Annotated in this window: 17 protein-coding genes and 4 pseudogenes; 7 read left to right on the top strand and 14 right to left on the bottom strand. The window is 46.5% G+C overall.

Annotation, left to right across the window (positions count from 1 at the left end; genetic code table 11):
* Nucleotides 1-9 precede the first annotated feature (9 nt).
* The 9 genes and pseudogenes from rplS to NG78_RS00175 all read right to left on the bottom strand — a co-directional run.
* Entirely contained in the window at nt 10-378 is a 369-nt protein-coding gene (gene rplS / locus NG78_RS00150) for a 50S ribosomal protein L19 (protein ID WP_004127473.1), read from the bottom strand.
* 247 nt (nt 379-625) lie between these two features.
* Nucleotides 626-1,252, bottom strand: a pseudogene (locus NG78_RS06270) (AAA-associated domain-containing protein); the annotation flags it as partial.
* A 62-nt stretch (nt 1,253-1,314) separates the two neighbouring features.
* Nucleotides 1,315-2,140 (bottom strand): annotated as a pseudogene (locus NG78_RS06265) (ABC transporter ATP-binding protein); the annotation flags it as partial.
* 78 nt (nt 2,141-2,218) lie between these two features.
* Nucleotides 2,219-3,967, bottom strand: coding sequence for an ABC transporter permease (locus NG78_RS00160; RefSeq protein ID WP_004135507.1), 1,749 nt, complete (start codon nt 3,965-3,967; stop codon nt 2,219-2,221).
* A 213-nt stretch (nt 3,968-4,180) separates the two neighbouring features.
* Nucleotides 4,181-4,327 (bottom strand): hypothetical protein, encoded by a 147-nt coding sequence (locus tag NG78_RS06175; RefSeq protein ID WP_176605909.1) that lies wholly within the window; start codon nt 4,325-4,327, stop codon nt 4,181-4,183.
* Nucleotides 4,328-4,421: 94 nt separating this feature from the next.
* Complete coding sequence (locus tag NG78_RS00165) at nt 4,422-5,108, bottom strand: non-canonical purine NTP pyrophosphatase (RefSeq protein ID WP_004135505.1); 687 nt, start codon at nt 5,106-5,108, stop codon at nt 4,422-4,424.
* 24 nt (nt 5,109-5,132) lie between these two features.
* Nucleotides 5,133-5,894 (bottom strand): ribonuclease PH, encoded by a 762-nt coding sequence (rph, locus tag NG78_RS00170; protein WP_004135504.1) that lies wholly within the window; start codon nt 5,892-5,894, stop codon nt 5,133-5,135.
* Nucleotides 5,895-5,930: 36 nt separating this feature from the next.
* A pseudogene (locus NG78_RS06260) lies at nt 5,931-6,158 on the bottom strand (ABC transporter C-terminal domain-containing protein); the annotation flags it as partial.
* 152 nt (nt 6,159-6,310) lie between these two features.
* Nucleotides 6,311-8,015 (bottom strand): annotated as a pseudogene (locus NG78_RS00175) (ABC-F family ATP-binding cassette domain-containing protein); the annotation flags it as partial.
* Nucleotides 8,016-8,111: 96 nt separating this feature from the next.
* On the opposite strand from NG78_RS00175, the gene rnc reads away from it, so the two are divergent.
* Nucleotides 8,112-8,906, top strand: coding sequence for a ribonuclease III (gene rnc / locus NG78_RS00180; protein WP_032834702.1), 795 nt, complete (start codon nt 8,112-8,114; stop codon nt 8,904-8,906).
* Nucleotides 8,907-8,985: 79 nt separating this feature from the next.
* Here rnc and rpmF read toward each other — a convergent pair whose 3' ends face one another.
* The 4 genes from rpmF to coaD form a co-directional block, all read right to left on the bottom strand.
* Nucleotides 8,986-9,180: a 50S ribosomal protein L32 gene (gene rpmF / locus NG78_RS00185; protein WP_004127492.1), complete on the bottom strand. Its 195-nt coding sequence runs from the start codon at nt 9,178-9,180 to the stop codon at nt 8,986-8,988.
* A 122-nt stretch (nt 9,181-9,302) separates the two neighbouring features.
* Nucleotides 9,303-9,932 carry a YceD family protein gene (locus NG78_RS00190; protein ID WP_004135501.1) on the bottom strand — a complete coding sequence of 210 codons (630 nt, stop codon included), beginning with the start codon at nt 9,930-9,932 and terminating at the stop codon, nt 9,303-9,305.
* Nucleotides 9,933-10,970, bottom strand: a complete 1,038-nt coding sequence (locus tag NG78_RS00195; RefSeq protein ID WP_004135500.1) for an HlyD family secretion protein — start codon at nt 10,968-10,970, stop codon at nt 9,933-9,935.
* 15 nt (nt 10,971-10,985) lie between these two features.
* Complete coding sequence (gene coaD / locus NG78_RS00200; protein ID WP_032837922.1) at nt 10,986-11,552, bottom strand: pantetheine-phosphate adenylyltransferase; 567 nt, start codon at nt 11,550-11,552, stop codon at nt 10,986-10,988.
* Nucleotides 11,553-11,715: 163 nt separating this feature from the next.
* On the opposite strand from coaD, the gene NG78_RS00205 reads away from it, so the two are divergent.
* Nucleotides 11,716-12,045, top strand: a complete 330-nt coding sequence (locus NG78_RS00205) for a DUF3039 domain-containing protein (protein ID WP_004135497.1) — start codon at nt 11,716-11,718, stop codon at nt 12,043-12,045.
* 89 nt (nt 12,046-12,134) lie between these two features.
* On the opposite strand, the gene NG78_RS00210 is transcribed toward NG78_RS00205, so the two are convergent.
* The gene (locus tag NG78_RS00210) at nt 12,135-13,472 is read right to left on the bottom strand and encodes a nicotinate phosphoribosyltransferase (RefSeq protein ID WP_004135496.1); all 1,338 of its coding nucleotides are present in this window, start codon (nt 13,470-13,472) and stop codon (nt 12,135-12,137) included.
* Between the two features lie 193 nt (nt 13,473-13,665).
* Here NG78_RS00210 and cysS point away from each other — a divergent pair, with 193 nt between their 5' ends.
* The 5 genes from cysS (at nt 13,666) to NG78_RS00235 (ending at nt 19,225) form a co-directional block, all read left to right on the top strand.
* Nucleotides 13,666-15,291: a cysteine--tRNA ligase gene (cysS, locus tag NG78_RS00215; RefSeq protein ID WP_004135494.1), complete on the top strand. Its 1,626-nt coding sequence runs from the start codon at nt 13,666-13,668 to the stop codon at nt 15,289-15,291.
* Nucleotides 15,292-15,346: 55 nt separating this feature from the next.
* The gene (gene ffh / locus NG78_RS00220) at nt 15,347-17,023 is read left to right on the top strand and encodes a signal recognition particle protein (protein ID WP_004135492.1); all 1,677 of its coding nucleotides are present in this window, start codon (nt 15,347-15,349) and stop codon (nt 17,021-17,023) included.
* A 34-nt stretch (nt 17,024-17,057) separates the two neighbouring features.
* Nucleotides 17,058-18,359, top strand: a complete 1,302-nt coding sequence (locus tag NG78_RS06090) for an endonuclease/exonuclease/phosphatase family protein (protein ID WP_004135490.1) — start codon at nt 17,058-17,060, stop codon at nt 18,357-18,359.
* 147 nt (nt 18,360-18,506) lie between these two features.
* On the top strand, nt 18,507-18,989 hold the full coding sequence (rpsP, locus tag NG78_RS00230; protein ID WP_004135488.1) for a 30S ribosomal protein S16: 483 nt from the start codon (nt 18,507-18,509) through the stop codon (nt 18,987-18,989).
* Nucleotides 18,990-18,991: 2 nt separating this feature from the next.
* The gene (locus NG78_RS00235) at nt 18,992-19,225 is read left to right on the top strand and encodes an RNA-binding protein (RefSeq protein WP_004105376.1); all 234 of its coding nucleotides are present in this window, start codon (nt 18,992-18,994) and stop codon (nt 19,223-19,225) included.

Here is a 19,225-nt window from a genome sequence, read left to right as displayed (position 1 = left end):
AAGGTTGATTTACTTAGCAGCGCTGTTATCACGACGCTCGGCAATACGAGCAGCCTTACCACGCAAAGCGCGCAAGTAGTAAAGCTTAGCGCGACGAACGCGACCGCTACGAACCAGCTTAATCGAATCGATAGCTGGGGAATGAAGTGGGAAACGACGCTCAACACCAGTGCCGAAGCTCACCTTACGCACAACGAAAGTTTCACGCACGCCAGCACCCTTACGAGCAATCACCACGCCGGTGAAGGTCTGAATACGAGTGTTGTTACCTTCCTGAATCTTAACGTTAACGTCAACAGTATCGCCAGGACGGAAAGCTGGGATTTCCTCAGCTGCCTTAAGATGCTTAGCATCAAATGCTTCTACAGCATTTACCATAATATTCCTCCATCGCCGCCGCATACCGACGCATAGTAAGCGTTAGCAGCAAATGCGCTACGCAATTTTCCCCAAAAAGTTCGCTTTTTAGGGGGCTTTCGATCCGCGCAATCTTAAATAAGAAGCGACTAGACCTAAAGATAAAAGAACTATGCGGCATCCTTTTATCGAAAGCATACAAGTATCAAATTTATGCACAATAATGGACATTATTAATGAGCAGTATTGCACACTATTTCAAGCTATTTCAGCGTGCAACACCGTCCAAAGGAGCAGTTTCAACAGTACGAGTCAACTCGTCATCGTCGGCATCGTAATCAAACAACTCGCCGTAACGACCCCAGCTAATCGCAATATCAAACTGTTGACGAGCAAGCGCATCCGTATGCTTACTGCGCAGCAAATCCAAAATCAACTCGCCGCGAAGCTTACCGTTGCGGTTACGACTCAAAGCCTGATCAATTGCGTGAACAAGAGGAGCATGCTCAATAGCTAGTCGCGCAAACACTTGCTTACTGTGCAAAATGTCGGCGTTATGCCATTCTTCTCCAGCAGAAGTAATAGTAATATGGCCGTTTTCTGCTGTGAGAAGATTAAGCATTGTGCCAGCATCAACAAGCGGGAACAAATCGTCGATTTCAAACGACAAGTCTGCTGCCAAATCAGCCAAATCAATTCCGTCTGGATTTTCTGAAATAACATCAAGCAAACCTGCCATACCGCCTGGGGTTGCGTTTGGAAGCAAACGAACAGACACAGGCTCTGCCTTTACTTCTCCAGACTCAGCTTCATCTTCGCTTTGCTTGTCTTCGTCTTCATCGTCATGATGACGCTGAATAAGCATATCTGCAATTGCTGCAGCTTCATCATCTTCAGCATCCTCAGTATCTGCAGATTGAGTTTGGTTCTGCAAATCATTAGACTGTGAACTCTCCTGCTCAGAAGCACTTTCTGGAGCAGAACCGGTCAAAATAGCGTATAGATTATCGACCATAGCCTCAAATTCAGCACTGTGCTTATCTCGAGGACGAGGCAAATCAACCTGAACATCTGCAATTAAATGACCCGGATGCGAGCCTAAAACAACCACGCGGTCAGCCATTTGCACAGCTTCTTCAATATTGTGCGTAACAATAAGCACAGACTTAATATCGCGCTCCTCGCTAGACCAAAGCTTAAGAACTTCCTGACGCAAGTTTTCTGCAGTAAGAACATCGAGTGCAGAGAACGGCTCATCCATAAAAAGAGCATCCGGTCGCAAAACCAACGCACGCGCAATACCTACGCGCTGACGCATGCCGCCGGAAAGCTCCTTTGGGTAAGCGGTTTCAAAGCCGTCCAAACCGATTGCGTCAATTGCAGCGAGCGCAAGCTCAGTGCGCTTTTCTTTGCTAACACCTCTAGCTCGCAAACCAAGTTCCACATTGTCTTGCACGGTAAGCCACGGCATAAGAGCGAAGGTTTGAAATACGATTGCAACCCCCGGGTTTGGGCCAGTAAGCTCTCGGCCACGATACGTTACTGTTCCTTCCGTTGGCTGCACAAGTCCTGCCATTGTGCGAAGGAAGGTTGATTTTCCAGCACCAGAACGTCCCAAAATTGCTACGATTTCGCCTTCGCGAAGAGTGAAAGAAATATCGTGCAAAACATGCTGGGTTGTGCCGCTGTCGGAAGTGAAGCTTTGACTGATGTGCTTTGCGTCGATAATATCGCTTGTAATTGAGGATTGCGCTGTTTTTGCGTTGCTTTTCAAAGTATTCATAATTTTGCCAATCTGTTTTATAAAATTTGTTATTTTAGCTGATTCAATTAGTTGATTTAATTAGTTTGCTTAATTCAGCTAGTTCAATACGTAGCGTTTTTCGGAAATACGTTGCAGAGGCGACCAGAATAGTCGATTACTTAAAACAACAATTAAGCTCATAACAGTTACGCCAACTAAAGTGCGGGCAGTATCTCCCATAGTAGTTGCGTTGGTAATATAAGCACCCAAGCCTGCAGTAGACATACGATGCTTACCGTATTCAACAATTTCCGAAACAATCGAAGCGTTCCAAGCGCCGCCTGCAGCTGTAATACCACCGGTGCACCAAGAACCAAAAATAGACGGCAAAATAAGCGTCTTCCAACGCAAAACGCGAGCCAGCCTAAAGCTGCGCGTCATTTCACGCAAATCATCTGGAATAGCGCTAGCGCCAGCAATAACATTGAAAAGAATGTACCATTGCGTGCCAAGAGCCATCAAAATAATACTTCCCCAACCCAAGTCAATATGCCAAGCCATAAACAAAGCCATTGCAAATGGGAATATAAAGTTCGCTGGGAAGCTTGCAAGAATTTGCACAATAGGCTGCATAATTCTAGAAATCTTTGGATTCATGCCAATTAAAACACCAACTGGAACCCAAATAAGCGAGCTAACAAAAATCAAAACAGCAACTCGCACAAAAGTAATTCCACCAAGCATGCCTGCTGTAATAAACTCTTGCAATCCTGCAGTTGTATGCACAAAGTAAAGCATATGCACCACACCTGCTGCAACAATAAGGAACATTAAAACGTTAAACGCCCAGTCGCCAAACTTGCGCTGCGAAGCTCTATGAGGCCACTTAGCTCCTGTGCGACCAAGCGGACGAGTAATCTTTTCTAGCCACTCTCTAATTGGCAAGAAAAGCTTGCTAATAACCTCATCGGCGTGAGAATGACGAATAAGCGTCAAAATAGCGCTGTGACGCTCATTGTCCGAAGCGCTCTGCGTAATGCGGAAACGCTCAGCCCATGCAGTAAGCGGCTTCCACAAGAAGAAGTCAAGCGCCAAAACAACCACAACCATAGAAGCAATAGCCCACCAAATATTCCCGAGCTTATTATCTGCAGCAGATTGCGCAACAAAGCTACCTATACCAGGAAGAGCGTAAGTGTGATTATTTACGGAAATCATTTCCGAAGCGGTAAGGAAGAACCATCCGCCACCAACAGACATCATGCAATTCCAAAGCAGCGGAATCATTGCGTTTGGCATATCTAACACCCAGAAGCGCTGCCAATGCGTAAGTTGCAGGCTACGAACCGCCTCGTCCAACTCCTTCGGCTCGCTGAGCAACGAACGGTGGAAGGAAAAAGTCATATTCCATGCTTGGCTTGTAAAAATAGCGAAAATCGAAGCCGCTTCAACGCCGAGCATCGATCCAGGGAAAATCACCAACCAAATGGTAACAGTCGCCGAAAGGAAGCCCAGAATTGGCACGGACTGCAAAATATCCAAAAGCGGAATAAGCACCTTGCCAAGTCTTCGACTTCGAGCTGCAAGAGAGCCATAAACAATAGTAAAAATAAGAGATGCCACTAGCGCAAGAAGCATACGAAATACTGAGCGCAAAGTGTAGTAAGGGAGATTAATTAAGTCGGTAGACACTTTAGAAGGAATACCGCTTGGGCCAATCGGCTGATTTATGCGCTGAATAAGGAAAGCAGTTACGCCAAAAACAGCAATAATGCCTACGCACACAATAATATCGGACCAGAAGCGAGTGTTCTCGTCAACCTGTGCGCCTGCGCCTTCCTTGCGCGAAGTTGTGAATACGGTCATAATAAAGTCCTCTGATAGGAGCTAAAGGTTTATTTGCCTTTACTTATATTTTCTTAAATCTTTTTCAGATTTAGTTGCAGATCTATTCTTAGATCTATTTTCAGATTGATTTATGTAGCCGTATCACCATTGATTGCTTTTTAGGCTCAAAAAATTGCAGCTTACTTTTTATTTTTGCAAGTTTCCAAGTAAGTTTTGCAGATTTCGTAAGTTTTATTTTTGCAATCTTTGCAACCTAAATGCGGTGATTGCCGGCTTCATATATTCAGGAGGAACGTCCGAACTACTACTGCCAATAGTGTCAGAACCTTCACTCGTAGTGCGAGTACTAGAATTATGACTGTTACTGTCATGTTTCACGGCAAATCACCTCCTTAACGCCGTGCTAATTATAAATAACGATTAAACCTGTGTCAAGGCACGCTACGCGCAGAGGAATCTTAAACAAAGCTATTTATTCTGTAATAAACAAAGCTTGTAATTCAGGCAACAAAGCTCGCAAAGCGTGGCCGCGGTGAGAAATACTATTCTTCTCTTCCTGAGTAAGCTCAGCGCTAGTTAAACCTTCCATTTGAACGCCGTTACGAATAGGCTGCTCGTCTGGAACAAAAATAGGATCGTAACCAAAACCGTTGTTTCCACGCTCTTCGCGAAGAAGATGACCAATCATCTCCCCCATTCTAACCGTTTCAAAACCGTGAGTGTGCAGCATAACACTGCCTTCAGGAACTTCGCTACAAGCATCTGGAATAGCAAGAGCAGCAGCACAACGAAAACGCGCTGTTAAGAATCGATCCGGAATATCCGAAAGCTGCTTAAGAAGAAGAGCATTATTAGCTTTATCGTCACCATGAACTCCGCTCCAACGAGCAGACAAAATTCCAGGAGCGCCGCCCAAAATATCAACAATAATACCGGAATCATCCGCAATAGCAGGCAAGCCAGTTCTTGAAGCAACATCTCTAGCTTTAAGCAACGCATTCTGCTCAAAAGTAACTCCTGTTTCCACAGGATCTGGCAAACCAAGAGAACCAGCAGTAATCAGTTCGAACCTATCTGCTAGTTGAGCTAACTGTTCAGCTAAAATACGCTTAATTTCAACGAGTTTTCCCTCATTATGTGTTGCCACAACAAGTTTCACGCCCGCTCTCCTTCAATCTGTTTACTATTTGGCTAAAGCAGCTTTTTGCGCTTTCTGCAGCTCACGATTACCTTTTGTTGCTAAATCAAGCAAAGTATTTAATTCGTCGCGATTAAACGGACGATGCTCAGCAGTTCCCTGAATTTCAATAAACGTGCCAGAACCAGTCATAGCAACGTTCATATCTGTCATAGCCTGACTGTCTTCAACATAAGGCAAATCAAGCATAGGCGTGCCATTAATAACGCCAACCGAAACTGCCGAAACAGCATCTTTAAGAACGCTTGCAGCGGAACGAATATGACCATTCTTTTCCGCCCAATTAAGCGCATCTACCAATGCTACGTAAGCTCCAGTTACGGAAGCTGTGCGAGTTCCACCATCTGCCTGTAAAACATCGCAGTCGATTTGAATCTGGCACTCGCCCATTGCTTTCATATCGACAACTCCGCGCAAGCAGCGACCAATAAGACGGCTAATTTCATGCGTGCGACCGCCAATTTTTCCGCGCACAGATTCGCGGTCGGTACGCTCAGCAGTAGCTCGAGGAAGCATAGAATATTCGGCAGTTACCCAGCCTAAGCCGGAATCCCTGCGCCAACGAGGAACACCAACAGTAAAAGTTGCAGTGCACATAACGCGCGTATTTCCGCACTCAATAAGCACAGAGCCTTCAGGAACGTCAGTAAATTTACGAGTAATTCGCACAGGGCGAAGCTCGTCAACTTCACGACCGTCTACGCGAATTGGTTTTACAGATTCCAGCATATCCTTGATTTGAGCCATAACTCACAAATTTAGCACGTGGCTGTTATCTTCTAATCACTGCAGCTGCTCAGAAAGTTCCATCCACTCTTCTTCAAGATCGCTAGTTTCTTGCGCATTCTGCTGCAATTCTTCGTTAAGAGCTTGAAGACCTACGAAGTCACTCGGATCGTGAGAAGCCATTTGAGACTCAATATTTGATTTTTGATCTTCAAGTTTTGCAAGTTTTCGCTCAATTGCTGCCACGCGTCTTGTGGCATCATGGTAGGCTTTACCAGTAAGTTTCGGCGCACTTACTGAAGACGCACTTACTGTACTTTCTGCAGCACTAGCAGCACTTTCAGCACTTTTCGCACTTACTGAATTTATTCCGCTACTTCCGTTACCATTTTGCACTTTTGTAGAATTAATATTATTTTCGTGCTCGCGTTGCAATTTTTCTACAATTTGCAAATACTCATCTACGCCACCCGGAAGATGACGGATTTTGCCGTCAATAAGCGCAAACTGCTGATCGGTTACGCGCTCAAGCAAGTAGCGATCGTGCGAAACCACAATCAGCGTGCCAGGCCACGTGTCAAGCAAATCTTCCATAACAGCAAGCATGTCGGTATCTAAATCATTACCAGGCTCGTCCATAATCAGCACATTTGGCTCGTTTAGAAGAATCAAAAGCAGTTGCATGCGTCGCTTTTGACCGCCCGAAAGATCCGCAATCGGCGTCATAAGCTGCTCCGGCTTAAAACCAAGACGCTCCATAAGCTGACCGGGAGTAACTTCCTTGCCGTCAATAATGTAACTTGGCTTGTACCTGCTTAAAACTTCCTTAACTTTATATTTTCCAAGCTTTTCAAGCTCTTCAAGGCGCTGCGAAAGCACAGCAAATTTTACGGTTTTACCAATGTTCACGCGGCCAACCGTAGGTTTTAGCGAACCGTCAATAATGCTTAATAGCGTTGATTTTCCAGCACCGTTTGCGCCAACAATTCCGAAACGATCTCCAGGGCCGATTAGCCATGTTGCATCGTCGAGAATCATGCGGCCGGTAATAGTTTTTCGTTCTGCTGCAGCAGTTTCCGGATTTTCTTCAGAAAGATTTTCTTGATTTTCGTCGACTGCAATCGTAACGCTTCCTACGTGAGTTGGTTGCGCAAAAGCAGATTCTACAATGTCTACTTTATTTGATTTTTCTGCACTAGCAGCGCTTTCTGCAATATCCGGATCAATATTTTTTAGCTGATTAGCATCGTCAAAAATTTGCGTAACATCAATCAAATCAACAACTTGCTTGCCAAGACGAGAAGTTGCCATTTTCTTCAATTCCAAAGTATCGCGCATTGGAGGCACGTCTGCAATAAGCTCGCGAGCCTGCTTTACATGGAATTTCTGCTTAGTTGAACGCGCACGAGCGCCCCTAGAAAGCCACGCCAACTCTTTTCTTGCCAAATTTCTGCGACGCTCCTCGCGCACATCCGCCTGACGCTCGCGCTCAACTCGCTGAAGCATGTACGCACTGTAGCCGCCTTCAAACGGATCTATTACGCCGTCGTGAACTTCCCACATAGATGTGCAAACTTCATCCAAAAACCAGCGATCGTGAGTAACAATCAAAAGCGCGCCCTGGCCGTCCTGCCAGCGGTGAAGAAGATGCTCTGCAAGCCAGTGAATTGTTACAACGTCCAAATGGTTCGTAGGCTCATCTAAAGCCAAAATATCCCAGTCGTGAAGAAGCAATCTTGCCAAATCCGCGCGCCTACGCTGGCCGCCGGAAAGCGTACCAACTTTTGCTTCCAAATTGATTCCGCCAAGAAGAGCTTCTACGATTTCGCGCGAGCGCGGGTCTGCAGCCCACTCGTAATCCTCGCGATTTTCCAAAGCAGCCTTACGCACAGTTGCGTTGTCATCTAAAGGATCACGCTGGTCGAGCATGCCAAAAGTAAGCCCTCCGCGCTTAGTTACGCGCCCGGAATCAGGCTGCATTTTGCCGGCAAGCATGCGAAGTAGCGTTGACTTTCCGTCACCATTTTTACCAACAATACCGATTCTGTCGCCTTCAAAAACGCCTTGAGTTACGTCTGTAAAAATCGTTTTTGTAGCAAACTCTAGCGAAACTCGTTCTAATCCCAAATCATACGTAGGCATAATGCATAAATATAGCTGCAGACTTCTACGAACAGATTTAATCTAACTTGATCTAAAAGCGTGCGTGTTGGCAATGTGGACTATAATAGTGCTGTTATGAAGACTCAAAATAATCAAGAAAATCAGCACAATACGAAGAGTGCGCATAAAGCAAGTGGAGTTTTAAGATTAGACGACGGCGAGGCTCGCGCTGGGGACCCAACTCAGGAGCTTTTAGACGCTTTAGGCACAACTATTTCTCCGGATCTTTTGGTAGAAGCGCTTACGCATCGCTCGTTTTCGCACGAGCATCCAGGTACTAGAAATTATGAGCGACTTGAGTTTTTGGGAGATGCTGTTTTAGAACTCGTGTCTACAGAAACGCTATTTTCTGCGCATCCAGATATGACTGAAGGTCAACTTGCGAAGATGCGAGCGAAAGCTGTGTCTGAATGGGCGCTTTCTGCTGTTGCGCGCGAAAAGCTGCATGTTGGGCCGTATATTTTGCTCGGCCGCGGCGAAATGGAGCAGGGCGGAAATAATAAGGATTCGATTCTTTGCGATATTGTTGAGGCGCTTATTGGCGCAACTTTTGTTGAACACGGTATTGATGAAGCACGCGCTGTGGTGCATCGTTTGATTGATGACACTTTGGCGGAAGTTTTAACAGAAGGCCCAGCGCTTGATTGGAAGACTTCGCTTACGGTTAAGGCGCACGATATGGGCTTAGAAGATCCTGAGTATCGTATGGCTGTTTCTGGGCCTGAATATGCTCCAGTTTTTGAGGCGCGGGCAGTTCTTGCACACAAGGACGGCGACGAAGTGTTGGGAGTTGGAAGCGGATCTAGCAAACGTAAAGCGCAACTTGCTGCTGCTGAAGTCGCTTGGCACGCGCTCGACGCGCGTAAGTAACACCCACCCCTCACAGCCACAATACGCAAATAAAAAGAAAACCCTGCCACCCGTCGATGGCAGGGTTTTTCAGTACAACCTAGTTGTTGTGCGCCGAGCGAATAGCTTCGCGGTACACACGACCGCGGAAGGTTCCGCAGGATGGGCAAGCCATGTGTGGGAATGCCTCAGAACCGCAGTTCGGGCAAGTCACAGTCTGCACGGCAGACGCCTTCCAATTAGCGCGACGCGAATGCGTATTAGCACGCGAGGTCTTGTATTTAGGCAGTGCCATAGTTTTTCCTCTATTTCGTTCAAACGATTGAGCTTAAGCGTTCTGTATATTACAGCACGCACCGTACAATTGCGTAATTTGCTCGCAATCTAGCGCGACATAAACTACTCACGCGCGTAAAATTAATGCCGTTTTTCAGCCTCCTCAAGCTGCGCTTTTAATCCTTCCAAAGCTGCGAATCTAATATCCGTAACATCGTGGTGATGCTCCGGATGCTCGTTAAGATTTTCGCCACACTGCGGGCAAAGTCCGCGGCAATCTGGCTCGCACAACGGCTGCAAAGGAAGCTCGCTTACCATCGTGTCGCGAATAAGTGCCTCAATATCAGCAAAATCGCCGCCGCCAACTAACGGATACACGTTTCCTGACTCGTCATTATCTTCCCAAATTTGAGATTCGTCTTCGTCAACATCTTTGCGGTTCTTGCGATTATCCGCATGTTGCGAGCGCTCATCTACATAAGGGAAGAAAACGCACACATCTACTTTCCAATCACGACGAAGCGGCATCAAGCAGCGCGTGCACTCGGCGTGCACTGGAGCTGTAATACTTCCCTGGAACATTAGGCCGTCAACAACAGCATCAAAGTCACCATCAACATGCACGTCACTGCCTGGCTTTACACCAATAACGTAATCTCCAATACCTTCCGGAGCTGGAAATACGCGGTGCACAGCCATGCTGCTACCAGCGCGCGCAGCCATTTGCGCTACTGGAATCGCCCATGGTGATTGGGAAGGATGCGAAGTCATTTAATCATTCCTTTCTTCTTCGTCGTTATTATCGTATAAAGATTCTTTAATCTCGTCTTGTGCTCGCTTTGCAGCCCTACGTCGCTCTTCTAACACTCTGCGACCGGCTTGCACGTCTTGTTCCAACTTATCGAGCTGAGTCTTTAAGCCTTCCATAACATTCGCGCAATACTGATCTGCACCCTGAGTGAGCTTGTCTGACTTAGCTTGAGCAGTATCGAGAATATCGCGAGCTTTCTGCTTTGCCAAAGCTGTAACGTTTTCTTGACCTGCCAAGAATTGCGCACGCTCCTGAGCTTCTTCAATAATTTCTGCAGACTGAGACTGAGCAGAAGAAACAATGGAATTTGCTTGAGCCTGCGCCGTGCGTAAGCGTCGTTCCGCTTCACGCATTAATGCAGAGGCGCGTTCCAACTGAACTGGAAGCATATCTTTCAAACGAGCTAACTGATCAACAAATTCGTCGCGATCAATTTTTACCATTCCAGCAGCAAATAGCACGTTTTTTGCTTCCGAAAGCGTTGTTTCCATGGCGTCAATAATGTCGTAAACAGTAGTAAATTCTGCACGACTCTTTGAACGCACTTCGTCACTTACTTTAGTTGTTTGCGCAGCTAAAGGAGCTTCATCTTCTTCAAAATCTATTGCACCGCCGTCTTCGCGCTCTCGCAAATCCGGTAGAGGGAAAGCAGAAAATGCAGATGCTGCAGAAGCTTTTTTGCTACTTTTGTCTTTTTGACTTGCTTTATCTGCTGTAATGTCACGAACTTCATTCGCATCAGAAACATTTCCAACTGCTGCAACAGATGAAGTTTCTGTGTTGTCTGCATCTAAATCAACTAATAAATCACCTTTAGGAAGATTCTGCTCTTCAGATGCTGTTGTATTTATAACCTCATCTTGTGCATCTTCTTCGTCGGCAAGAATAGGATGAAGCGGAAGTTTTGCGTTATTTTCAGCGCGATTTTCCTCTGCTTGCTCGCTTGCGATGCTTGCTAATCCAGAGGTTTCACTGTTAAGTTCATCTTTATTTGTCATTTCTACTCTCCTGTCTCAATTGTTCAGCGTAACTGAATTATTGCTTTGATCTGAAGCTTGTTCAGCAAAAAGCTTTTGTAATAAGGGTATTACGTTATCTGGAACCATGCCAGTAACATTTCCTCCGTGACGCGCAACGTCTTTAACTACGGAGCTTGAAACATGTTCAAGTATTGGATCTGCCGGCAAGAAAAGCGTTTCAATTCCAGCTAATTTGCGATTTACTAAAGCCATTCCAAGTTCGGCTTCATAGTCGCCGTTTTGACGCAAGCCTTTGACGATTGCCGTTGCGCCTACTTTTTTGCAATAGTCGGTAATTAAGCCTGTTGTTGAGGAAACAACTATTTTCCCTGCGTTATTGCAGGAGCACGTATCAGCGCAATTACTATGCGCATTACGCAAATTTTTCACAGCTTCGCGAATAATCTGCACACGCTCAGACTCTGAAAACAACGGCGTTTTTGCAGCGTTCACCGCAACAAGCACGTGTACTTCATCAAATAGATGCGTACAGCGTTGTATTACGTCTAAATGGCCGGCAGTGACTGGATCATACGAGCCGGGGCACACAGCTATAGTCATGCTTTTAGATTATCACCCACATAGCTCATAGTGAAACGCATAACACAATAGAGTGCGAAAGTTTTCGTGCGTTTGTTGCAATAATGCTTTATGCTAGTTAATACTGACGCTTGATTAAATTAGATTAGATTTAGTCAGGCATGATTATAGAAAGGGATGCGCAATGCTTTCAACGTTATTAGCAGATAGCACACTTAATGCAATTATGGAAGCCGATTCGCAATCCTCTAATCCAGATTCCGGTTCAGGTACATCTACTTCCGTACTTGAGCGTCCGGAAGTAGATGAAGATGCTCGTTTAGACGACGGTGGAAATGCAGACCGATTTGCACACTACGTTTCTAAAGATCGCGTTGAAGAGTCGCGCTTAACAGGGCGACCGGTAGTCGCGTTATGCGGAAAAGTGTGGATTCCTCGCCACGAAGCAAACGACTATCCGGTATGCCCTGAGTGCAAGCGCATTTATGACGAAATGGGCAAGCTCAACTTCTAATAAGCAGCGCTACTAGTAAACGCTACTAAGTTTCTAGTAAGCGCTACTAGTAAACGCTGCAACTAAGCTGCTTTTTGCCAATGCGCAATTTATAAAACGCGTACTTCAGTTGGGATTGCAGGGTCTCCACGCATCAAACTTTGCGCAGCCAACGGCAATCGTCTCAAAGCAGAAGCGCAATAATCTTGAGCGCGCATAATCGCATCATGACCCATAAATTGTTCGTCAGCTTCACCGTCAACCATGTAATCAACCAGCAGATTCTCCCACGAATCTTCAGGCTTAAATTGAGCGAGCGCAACTTCCGAACCGGAAATCACGCGTTCGCAATCTGCCACACCGCAAGAATCACTGCTGTAATCGTATGAACGATACGCCAACTTTCGCCCAGGCACAGTCGCCTTATTCTTAGACCTCTTAGCAACAGGCTGCATAACGCCATCTGCACCCTCGCGCTCAGTAAGCTTATAAACCATTGCGCAAGTAGGAGCGCCAGAGCCGGTTACAAGCATTGTGCCAATTCCATAAGAATCCACAGGAGCGGTTTGCAAGGAAGCCAAAGCATACTCGTCCAAATCGTTAGTAACTGTAATCTTCGTGTTTTTAGCACCCAACTCGTCGAGCTGATTTCTTACGCGACGAGCCAAAGCGCACAAATCTCCAGAATCAATACGAATTCCGCCAAGATCAGGGCCCGCAACTTCCACGGCTGTCTTTACAGCTTCCTCAATATTGTATGTGTCAACAAGAAGCGTAGTGCCCTTGCCAAGAGCGGCAATTTGAGAAGTAAAAGCGTCACGCTCGGTGTCGTGAACAAGAGTAAAGCAGTGAGCTGCGGTTCCAATTGCCTTCAATCCGTAAAGTTTTGCAGCCAACAAGTTTGCAGTTCCCTTAAAACCGCCAATAACCGCGGCTCTAGATGCAGCAACTGCAGAATATTCGTTCGTGCGACGGCCGCCCATATCCATGCAAGGACGACCTGCGGAGGCAGAAACCATACGAGCTGCGGCAGACGCAACCGCGCAATCGTAATTAAGCACAGAAAGAAGCACAGTTTCAAGCAAAGTGCACTCACCAAAAGTGCCTTCTACCTGCAAAATTGGCGAATTAGGGAAGAACATCTCCCCTTCGCGATAACCGGAAATTTTACCGTGGAATCGGAAATTTTCCAGCCATTTAATAGTTTCTGCGCTAACAATTTTACGATCACTTAAGAAACGCAAATCATCTTCCGAAAGATGGAATTTTTGCAGCTCTTCCAAAATGCGACCCGTTCCGGCAACAACGCCGTAGCGACGACCCTGAGGCAAGTGGCGCGTAAAAATTTCAAAAACGCACTTGCGATTTGCAGTGCCGTCCTTAAGAGCAGCGTCAAGCATAGTGTATTCATACATGTCCGTCATAAGAGCAGATGAAATCTCAGCCATGATATTCCTTTCGTAACGAACAAAATAAAAACAGCTAGGTAATAGATAAGTAGTAGATATGAATCTAATTGGATTACTAAAGCTAAATCTAAAACCAAATCGCAATAATTGTATCGCTAACTAAAGAGCCGACGCACGAAATGCAACTTCTCAAAGTCGCTCTGAGTATAAAGAAGCATTTATAATAGCAATTATGCTTAATAAGACTTTGAACGAAGAGACAACAAAACTTAGTAAAGCCGCGGAAAACTTGCGCTTATACAACACTGCTTCACACAAAACAAGCGCGTTTAAGCCTGCAAAACCTGGGCAAGTTGGCATGTATGTTTGCGGCGCTACAGTGCAAAGCTCGCCGCATATTGGTCATATTCGCGCGGCAATTGCTTTTGACGTAGTACGCAGATGGATGCTGCGCTTAGGATACAAAGTTACGTTCGTTAGAAACGTCACAGATATTGACGACAAAATCATGAAAAAAGCCAGCGAAGCAGGCCAAACTTGGTGGGAACGCGCATATATTTACGAGCGCGAATTTACTGAAGCTTACAACACTTTGGGAGTTTTGCCGCCAACGGTTGAGCCGCGCGCTACCGGCCATATTACGGATATGGTTGAGCTGATTGAGCGCTTAATTGAGCGCGGTCACGCATATGTTATTAAAGACAGCGCCGGAAATCCTACTGGAAACGTCTATTTTGACGTGCCAAGCTGGGAGCATTACGGCGAGCTTACGCACCAAAATCAAAATAGTAATGAAATTGATGGTGACGAAGCTTCCGCAATTGCAGACGAAAAAGGCCCAAGTGTTGACTCAGCAGGAAACGATATTTACAATCCGACTGACCCTGCCGACGCATCCCCTGACAAGCACGATCCTAGAGATTTTGCGCTTTGGAAAGCACCTTGCGATTTCGACCAGCCGGATGCGCGCTGGAAAACGCCTTTTGGCGAAGGACGACCTGGTTGGCATATTGAATGCTCGGCTATGAGCCACCGTTATCTTGGCGACGATTTTGATATTCACGGCGGCGGATTAGATTTGCGATTCCCACATCACGAAAACGAGATGGCACAAACGCGTGCTGCAGGCTGGAAAAGCGCGAATGTGTGGATGCATTCCGCGTGGGTTACAGCCAAGGGTGAAAAAATGTCTAAATCTTTGGGAAATGGGCTTTCCGTGCCGGTTGTTTTGGCGAATAATTCTGCTTGGGTTGTGCGTTACGCGCTTGGAGCAGTGCAATACCGCGCAATGTTGGAATGGTCTGACCAAGCTTTGGTGGAAGCAAAAGCTGCTTACGATCGCATTACAAACTTCCTTGAGCGAGCAGGCAGATTGCTTGAAAATACGCCGACGCGAGAAGAAGTGCAATCTGTAGACGCAGACTTGCTTCCGGAAGATTTTACGCGCGCAATGAACGACGATATTAACGTTTCTGGCGCAAACGCAGCAATCTTTACAGCAATTCGTCAAGGTAATGCAATTCTTGACGACTGCGCACAAGCACAAAACAGTGGTACGCAAAAACTGCTATATACAGCCGTTTTGCAAGTGCGCGCTATGCTAGACACGCTTGGATTGGATCCTTATGCAGAGCCTTGGACTTCTAACGCAAATAAATCTTCTGCAGCCGGAGCAAACGGGGAAAGCAGTAAGGAATGCGCGGCTTTGGACGCTTTAATCACCTTGCAGCTTCAGGCTAGAGCAGATGCTAGAAAGGCAAAAGATTTTGCTAAAGCAGACGCAATTAGAGATGCGCTGAATAACGCCGGAATCGTAATTGAAGACGGCGCTAAAGGATCTTCGTGGCATTTGCATTAAGAAAGCAACCACACAGTAACGCAACGTTAGTAACAGCGGGTAGAATAGGAAAATTATGGCAGCATTTAGTTCGTTAACAGACCGCCTTTCTAGTGCTTTCAAGCATTTGCGCAGTAAAGGCAAGCTTTCAGAATCGGATATTGACGGCACAATCCGCGAGATTCGTCGCGCTCTTCTTGACGCCGACGTTGCTCTTGAAGTTGTGCGCTCCTTTACAGCGCAAATTCGCGAGCGCGCTCTTGGCGAAGAAGTGTCTAAAGCGCTTAATCCTGCTCAGCAAGTTGTGAAAATTGTTAACGACGAGTTGACTAAAGTGCTTGGCTCTGGAGTTGATAGGCCACTTAATTTTGCAAAATACCCGCCTACTGTGATTATGCTTGCGGGTTTGCAAGGCGCTGGTAAGACTACGCTTGCCGGAAAGCTTGGCTACTGGCTTAAAGATTCCGGCCACACTCCTTTGCTTGTGGCGGCGGATTTGCAACGTCCAAACGCAGTAACGCAGCTGCAGGTTGTTGGCGAGCGCGCTGGAGTTCCTGTTTTTGCGCCGGAAAAGGGCGTGCAAAATGGCGGAAACGCAATTTCTTTGCCATGGTTTACTAAAGGCGACCCTGTTAAAGTTGCACGCGATTCTATTGATTATGCGCGCGAAAAGATGTACGACACGGTGATTATTGATACCGCAGGTCGTTTGGGCGTGGATGAGGATTTGATGAAGCAGGCTCGCAATATTCGCGACGCTGTAAATCCTCAAGAAGTGCTGTTTGTTATTGACGCAATGATTGGTCAGGACGCTGTTCGCACGGCTCAGGCTTTTAACGACGGCGTAAACTTTACGGGCGTTGTGCTTTCTAAGCTCGATGGCGACACTCGAGGCGGTGCTGCACTTTCGGTTGCAAGCGTTACCGGCAAGCCGATTTTATTCGCTTCTACAGGCGAAGGTTTGAAGGATTTTGAGATTTTCCATCCGGATCGAATGGCTTCACGCATACTCGATATGGGCGATATTTTAACGCTTATTGAGCACGCTCAGAAGCAGTTCGACGAGGAAGAATCGCGTAAGGCTGCCGAAAAGATTGCTGAAGGAAGCTTTGGTTTAGACGACTTTTTGGAGCAGCTTCAGCAGGTTCGTAAGCTTGGTTCAATGAAGAAGCTTTTGGGAATGATGCCAGGAATGGCCGCTCACCGCCAGGAGCTTGAACAGTTTGACGATAAGGAAATTGACCGCACTGAGGCAATTATTCGCTCTATGACTCCTCAAGAGCGTAGAGATACGAAGATTATTGATGGATCTCGCCGCGCGCGAATTGCGGCCGGTGCTGGCGTAAGCGTTTCTAAGGTTAACGCGCTTTTGCAGCGCTTTGAGCAGGCTGCCAAGATGATGAAGCGTATGAGCGGCGGCACTGGAATGCCTGGAATGGGCGGTATTCCAGGATTTGGCGGACCTGGAGGAAAGTCGAAGCGCAAAGATAAGAAGTCGAAGAAGAAGGGCGGAAAGTCCGGTAATCCAATGCGTCGCGAGGCTGAGGAGCGCGCGTTGCGCGAGCGACTTTCGGGAGAATCTTCCGGAAGCGGCAGTAACGACGTTGCTGGCTCCGCTTTCGCAAAGCAGCAGCCAAATCCGCAGAATCTTCCTGAAGGCTTACAAGAGCTTATGAATTCTGAAAATTCAAATCAAGATAATCAACTTCCACCTAACTTCGGCGGCGGATTAGCCGGATTATTCGGAAAATAAGCGATTACTCGAAAAATAAGCGACTATTCGGAAGATGAGTTTTGTATTAGCGATTCTGTGGGTTATATTTGCGGCGCTTCTTTGCTGGCAGCTGCTTCGGTGGCTGCCTGCTGGCGCGGATAAATATAACCCACTTCCGTATATTATTGCGCTTCTTCCGCTTTCAACTTATGTTGTAGTGGCACTGCTTTTCTTCAGTATTTTCGCTACAGAATGGCAAGTGCTGTACGCATCTAAAAATCCGCAATCGTATAATTTCGCTCAATCTTACGCATATTTATGCATTGCTTACGCGGTACTATTTTTGATTTCACTTAAGTCTTATACGCCTTACTGGTTTGGAAGGTTTAGAAGCGCGCGACTACAAATGCCGGAGAATTACACGGCAAATGTTTCCGAAACCCGCCAAAACAGCAACAAACGCCGGAAAATTACACGGCAAATGTTTCCAAAAAACGCCAAAACAGCAACATTTGCCGGAAAATTACACGGCTTTTGTGGCCACACACACGGATTCGGAAAACAAGCGCCGGAAAATTACACGGCAAATGTGGTCAGATTAGGCCAAAACGACAACAAATGCCGGGAAAAGCAGCATCAAGAGATCCGCGTAATGACACTAAATTGCAGATACGGAAAAGCGAATGCTGCTCAAATAATCGAAACTGCGAAAAAATACAACGTAAACACGTTACTTTTACAAGAATTAAGCGAATCCTTAGTAAAAAATCTTGAAAAACTAGGTATTTACGAAATTTTTCCAACTTCTTGCGTAGGTAGCAAAAGCGAGCACAATAACGGTGGATTCAACGCGATTTTTACACAATATTCCGCGATTTCTACTTGCAACAATGCTGTAAAAATTGAGGCTGCAAGCGTTCCTAGCGTTACAACTTACTTAGATTTTGGCGATGAAAAAAACGTTTGCGTTAAGTTTGCTTCCGCGCATCCAAAGTCGCCAATGCGAGGATGTTCTGCTTGGAGTGAGGGAATCCGCGCGCTGGCAAAAGTTGGTAATGCTGCAGAAACTACAGAAACTGCGGAAACTTGCGAATTATCTACTCTCACAATCCTTACAGGCGATCTTAATTCAGCAATCGACCACCCAAGTTTTCGTTCTCTTTTAAAATCCGGATTTTTAGACGCTTCTATTTGCCTTGGAAAGCGCCTAAAAACTTGGCCTACCTGGCTTAAATGGCCGAATCTTACTCTTGATCACGTTCTATTTTGCGCAAAAAACTTGCACGCCAAAGCAGTGTGGCAAAAAAACGCCGTAATAGACGGCACTGATCACCTTGCATACATCGCATCAATCGCCCTATATTCTCTGGAATAAAAACGTCCAAGCGCGCAGGCATAATGGATAAGTTATTCGCGTGAATCGGCGCCCTCTTCCCGACCACGTGAGGAACATGTGGAAGCTCGCAAGGAGTGCCCCACACCCGAACGAAATTCCGCGACTCTAGTTATAAGGAGAGCCATTTTGGCAACCAAGATTCGTCTTAAGCGACTCGGCAAGAAGTTCTATGCCTTCTACCGCGTGGTCATTTCTGATTCGCGCAACAAGCGCAACGGTCAGTCCATTGAAGAGATCGGCGTTTACGATCCAAACAAGCAGCCATCTATGATTCAGATTGATTCTGAGCGAGCACAGTACTGGCTTGGCGTTGGCGCACAGCCAACCGAACCAGTGTTGAAGCTCTTGAAGATCACCGGTGACTGGCAGAAGTTCAAGGGTCTTGACGGCGCTGAAGGTACTTTGAAGACTTCCGAAGCTGGCCCAGATGCACAGGCTCGCGTTGAGGCTGTTGAAGCTGAAGCTCAGAAGTTGAAGGCCGCTAAGTCTGAAGCCGCTGCAAAGGCAAAGGCCGCAGCAGAAGCTGCTGCAAACGAAGCTGAAGAAGCTCCAGCTGAAGCACCAGCAGAGGCCGCTGAAGCTGCCGAAGCCGAGGAAAAGGCTGAGTAATCATGCTGGCTCAAGCTGTGGAACATCTCATTAAAAACATCGTGGATTTTCCAGATGATGTGTCGGTGCGTTCTCACGAAAACGCTCGCGGCGAACTGCTGCGCGTGCGCGTGAATCCTGAAGACATTGGCCGTGTAATCGGCCGAAACGGTCGTACTGCTAATGCTATTCGCATTGTTGTGCAAGCTTTAAGCAATCACAATGTGCGCGTAGACATTATGGACGTACGTAAGTGA

Source organism: Gardnerella greenwoodii 00703Dmash (genome assembly GCF_000263635.1).
Taxonomy (GTDB): Bacteria; Actinomycetota; Actinomycetes; order Actinomycetales; family Bifidobacteriaceae; genus Bifidobacterium; species Bifidobacterium greenwoodii.
Note: the sequence above shows the minus strand (reverse complement) of the source record. Positions and strands in the feature narration are given on the sequence as shown.